2 protein-coding genes and 2 pseudogenes are annotated in these 5144 nt (G+C 34.4%); 2 read left to right on the top strand and 2 right to left on the bottom strand.

Translation table 11 applies throughout. The features are described from left to right. Positions 1-194: 194 nt before the first annotated feature. Both gatB and AFK68_RS11395 read left to right on the top strand, forming a co-directional pair. Positions 195-1674, top strand: a pseudogene (gatB, locus tag AFK68_RS11400) (Asp-tRNA(Asn)/Glu-tRNA(Gln) amidotransferase subunit GatB); the annotation flags it as partial. Position 1675: 1 nt separating this feature from the next. Beyond that, positions 1676-1938, top strand: a pseudogene (locus AFK68_RS11395) (Asp-tRNA(Asn)/Glu-tRNA(Gln) amidotransferase GatCAB subunit B); the annotation flags it as partial. Positions 1939-2512: 574 nt separating this feature from the next. On the opposite strand, the gene AFK68_RS11390 reads toward AFK68_RS11395, so the two are convergent. Then, complete coding sequence (locus tag AFK68_RS11390) at positions 2513-2716, bottom strand: hypothetical protein (RefSeq protein WP_094672851.1); 204 nt, start codon at positions 2714-2716, stop codon at positions 2513-2515. A 1431-nt stretch (positions 2717-4147) separates the two neighbouring features. Next, the gene (locus tag AFK68_RS11375) at positions 4148-4879 is read right to left on the bottom strand and encodes a TVP38/TMEM64 family protein (RefSeq protein WP_094672846.1); all 732 of its coding nucleotides are present in this window, start codon (positions 4877-4879) and stop codon (positions 4148-4150) included. Between the last annotated feature and the right edge of the window lie 265 nt (positions 4880-5144).

Below are 5144 nucleotides of genomic sequence, written 5' to 3'. Positions count from 1 at the left end.
TCCGGATAATTACTATAGCTTGCGTCCGCAGCGACTGGAACGGAGTGGAAGGTTTGCGGAGCATTCCGGAACGGATAGCAATCTCAGAGGTCCAACGAGATTGCTTCCTCTCGTCGCAATGACAACTGTTCAACCGGATTCTATATTAGATATAAAATCTAATATACGACTTATTCGATTTAATTTCTAAATCTATGACCACAACTGTCAAAATTAAAACAGAGTATGAAGCGATTATTGGTCTAGAAACCCATTGTCAGCTTAGTACCCAGACTAAAATTTTCTCTAATTCCTCCACAGAATTTGGTGTTACTCCTAATACCAACATTGACCCAATATGTATGGGAATGCCAGGAGTATTACCTGTACTTAATCAAAAAGTTCTAGAATATGCCGTTAAAGCAGGATTGGCCCTAAATTGTCAAATTGCACCCTACAGTAAATTTGACCGGAAACAATATTTTTACCCAGACTTACCAAAAAATTATCAAATCTCTCAGTATGACTTACCCATTGCCGAACATGGTTGGCTAGAAGTAGAGATAGTAGATGAGAATGGTAGTGCAACTCGTAAAAAAATTGGTATTACCAGACTGCACATGGAGGAAGATGCAGGTAAGTTAGTCCACGGAGGTAGCGATCGCCTAGCTGGTTCAACTTATTCGATGGTGGACTACAACCGTGCAGGTGTGCCATTAATCGAAATTGTATCGGAACCGGATATGCGTTCTGGAGTAGAAGCTGCCGAATATGCTCAAGAACTAAGGCGAATTGTCCGTTACCTTGGGGTGAGTGATGGGAATATGCAGGAAGGTTCCCTGCGGTGTGATGTGAATGTTTCTGTAAGACCTGTGGGCCAAAAAGAATTTGGCACAAAAGTAGAAATCAAAAACATGAACTCTTTCAGTGCCATACAACGGGCGATCGAGTATGAAATTGAAAGGCAAACTGAAGCTATTGAAACTGGAGAAAAAATTGTTCAAGAAACTAGACTCTGGGAAGAGGGTTCTCAACGTACTATTAGTATGAGGACTAAAGAGGGTTCTAGTGACTATCGTTATTTTCCAGAACCGGATCTCCCACCTATTGAGGTATCAAGTCAACAGTTAGATGCTTGGAAAGCAGAGTTACCAGAATTACCTGCACACAAACGTCACCGTTATGAAAATGAGTTAGGTTTATCTGCTTATGATACTCGTGTCCTGACTGACGACTCTAATGTAGCAAAATATTTTGAGGCAACAGTTGCAGCAGGTGGCAGTTCTAAACAAGCAGCTAACTGGGTAATGGGAGATATTACTGCTTTTTTGAAAAATGAAAAAGTTAGTATTAATGATATTGCTCTGAAACCTGATAATTTAGCCGAGCTAGTCACAATTATTGAAGATGGTACTATCAGTGGGAAAATTGCCAAGGATATATTGCCAGAATTATTATCAAAAGGTGGTTCTCCCAAAGAATTAGTTGAGAAAAAAGGTCTAATTCAAATATCAGATACTAAAGCGATAGAAGCAATTATTGATGAAGTTTTAGCAGCACATCCAGACGAGTTAGCAAAGTATCGTGCTGGTAAAACAAAACTCAAAGGTTTCTTTGTTGGGCAAGTGATGAAAAAAACACAAGGCCGTGCCGATCCAAAGATGACAAATCAATTAATTAGTAAGAAGTTAGAAGNATATATTGCCAGAATTATTATCAAAAGGTGGTTCTCCCAAAGAATTAGTTGAGAAAAAAGGTCTAATTCAAATATCAGATACTAAAGCGATAGAAGCAATTATTGATGAAGTTTTAGCAGCACATCCAGACGAGTTAGCAAAGTATCGTGCTGGTAAAACAAAACTCAAAGGTTTCTTTGTTGGGCAAGTGATGAAAAAAACACAAGGCCGTGCCGATCCAAAGATGACAAATCAATTAATTAGTAAGAAGTTAGAAGGGTAATTAATGGATAATGGATAATTGATAATTGATAATTGATAATTACCTCTCCCTAAAAGGAAAAGGATTGAAGAAAAGGAAAATAAATTCATTGTTTCTCCTTTAAAGGAGAGGATTTAAACCTTAATTATTCGGTAAAAGTTTGAGTTGTTAGGTGTTAAGAAAATCTATTACTGAATAATTAATAATTAATAGTTAAATAATTCAGGTTAAAAGCCTTCCCTTTGAAAGGGAAAAAAATAAATTTTTTCCTTAAGCGTCTTACCTCTTCCTAAAAGGGAGAGGTAATTATCAATTAATGAATGAAAGACCTACAACTACACCTCAATCAAGTCTACTTGCAATGGAAGTTTTATATAAGCCTTATGGTATTTTTAAGCTGATAGCTAGTTAAGATTAGAATGAGATTTTTCCCATCATTAAATCTTTCCATCTGTACTTTCTTAGTCTTAGTGGGAAATTACAAACATTGTCATTGTCATTGTCAGAAGCTCCAAAAAAAATCGCGCCTCAAAGGATTTTCGGTTGCACCCTCAGAATTTTTGTGATACTATTAAGATTAACTGGGGTTTATCGCCTATACACATGACTCTTTATTCAACCAAATTTTCTTAGTAGTAGACAATCCTTGATATTCAGGAATTTTCCCCAGGAGTAATATCAGAAATACCTTCATCTTGTGAGAGCTTCCCAAAAATACTGGCTTTTCTCTCATCAAATCTTTCCACTCATCTCTCTTGAGTCCAAAATCATCAATATTGTCATTCTCAGAAGCTCCCAAAAAAATCGCGCCTCAAAGAATTTTCGGTTGCACCCTCAGAATTTTTGTGATATTATTAAGATTAACTGGGGTTTATCGCCTATACACATGACTCTTTATTCAACTTAGTTTTCTTATTAGTAGACAATCCTTGATATTCAGGAATTTCCCCCAGGAGTAATATCAGAAATATCTTTATCTTGTGAGAGCTTCCCAAAAATAGTGGCTTTTTTCTCATCAAATCTTTCCATTGATCTGTGTTAAGTTCCAAACCACAAACATTCTCATTCTCAGAAGCTCCCAAAAAAAATCGCGCGCCAAAGAATTTTCGGTTGCACCCTCAGAATTTTTGTGATACTATTAAGATTAACTGGGGTTTATCGCCTATACACATGAATTTTTATTCAACAAAAGACAGTATNATCTTTATCTTGTGAGAGCTTCCCAAAAATAGTGGCTTTTTTCTCATCAAATCTTTCCATTGATCTGTGTTAAGTTCCAAACCACAAACATTCTCATTCTCAGAAGCTCCCAAAAAAAATCGCGCGCCAAAGAATTTTCGGTTGCACCCTCAGAATTTTTGTGATACTATTAAGATTAACTGGGGTTTATCGCCTATACACATGAATTTTTATTCAACAAAAGACAGTATAGTTCATTAGGTCAAAAGGTCTATATAGGTTTGAACAAATACGAATGCCTTGATACCTCAATAAAGAGGGGTACTTTCCTTTAATAATACCTCGAATCAGGGTAAAAGATGGATATTTTAATATTCCAATGTCTCGGAAATTCAAGGCCGAACATAGTGCAGTAAAAATACCTTTTCCTGAGATATTAGCAGATAAGAATCTTAAGGAAGTTTCGGCTAAGAGCTGACATGAAAAGGATAATTCCTAGATTTGATGCCAATAAGGCATAATAAATTATTTTTGATTCAGGAATAATTTGATTTGTACTATCGAAGTCCGCAGCAAATTTATCAACAGTTNCCTCAATAAAGAGGGGTACTTTCCTTTAATAATGCCTCGAATCAGGGTAAAAGATGGATATTTTAATATTCCAATGTCTCGGAAATTCAAGGCCGAACATAGTGCAGTAAAAATACCTTTTCCTGAGATATTAGCAGATAAGAATCTTAAGGAAGTTTCGGCTAAGAGCTGACATGAAAAGGATAATTCCTAGATTTGATGCCAATAAGGCATAATAAATTATTTTTGATTCAGGAATAATTTGATTTGTACTATCGAAGTCCGCAGCAAATTTATCAACAGTTTCCTGATTAATTAACTGTAACTATCTTATTTTAATTTAGTATAAAAGATAAAATATGTTCCATAACAAACCTATTTAATCGGACTATATATCTTAGTATAGTGGTGAATTAAAGAACCAGATTTATATACTTTTTTTATGCAAACATCAACTCATTTTTTCCTGAATAGCCAAATATTAATTAATACTTTCTTCTAAAGCCTTTTTCGCTAATCTAGTCACATAAATCGTCACTACAATCGTAGTAATTAAACCAAGTATATTAATTATCCATTTAGTTAATTCTATAGTCAAATTTGTAGGTTGTTGAGATGTACCAACTAAAGCAATATCACCCATTAAAGAACCAAGATAAACATACATAACTGTTGCTGGAATCATTCCCAAAGAACCCAAAATATAATCCTTTAAAGAAACCTGCATAACACCAAAAGCATAATTTAAAAGATTAAAAGGAAACAAAGGGCAAAGTCTAGTTAAAAAGACAATTTTGAATCCTTCTTTCACCACAGCTATGTCAACAGCTTTAAACTTTGGATGTTGACTTAATTGTTGACAAACCCAATCGCGAGATATGTATCTTCCAATTATAAAGGCTATTGTAGCGCCTAATGTTGAAGCCAAAAAGACATAAATTGACCCGCGAAAAACTCCAAATATTACTCCTCCTCCTAGTGTCAAAACCGAACCAGGAATTAATAGCAAAGTAGCTAAATTATAAATAATAATGAAAGTTATAGGACTCCAGAAACCTAGACTTTCGATCCATATTAATGTATTTCTTAAAACTTGTGGTAGGTTAAAATATTTGCCTGTAATAATTAGGCTTGTAACTAGAATAAATAATAAAATAAACTTGCCAATTCTTTTTAATTGTCTACTTCTATTAGTAGTTGTAATTATATTCATAATCTAAAGTAGTTGGGCACAATTAAATGTTACTATTTCATTGTTACTGGAACGAAGTGTAAGGAAGCAATCTTGAGATTATGAACTGCATAAATGTTTTGTTACACAGTTATGTTTATTTGAGCCTACCTTAAATACCATTTCACAAAAGTCGAAAGTCAACTTTAACCAAAAACTTTGAAATTACATTAATTTCAAGGGATTTGATATTTAAAGTATCAAACTATTTCTGACATATTTCAAGTTAATTGGTAGAACATATAAG

It is taken from the genome of Hydrocoleum sp. CS-953, from assembly GCF_002260545.1.
Lineage (GTDB): Bacteria > Cyanobacteriota > Cyanobacteriia > Cyanobacteriales > Microcoleaceae > Trichodesmium.
The sequence above is the reverse complement of the archived record's forward strand: the minus strand, read 5'-3'. Positions and strand labels throughout refer to the sequence as shown.

What these genes read in the sequence shown, in the direction of transcription:
- AFK68_RS11375 (WP_094672846.1), bottom strand. Translation starts at nt 4,879, where the DNA reads ATGAATATAATTACAACTACTAATAGAAGTAGACAATTAAAAAGAATT.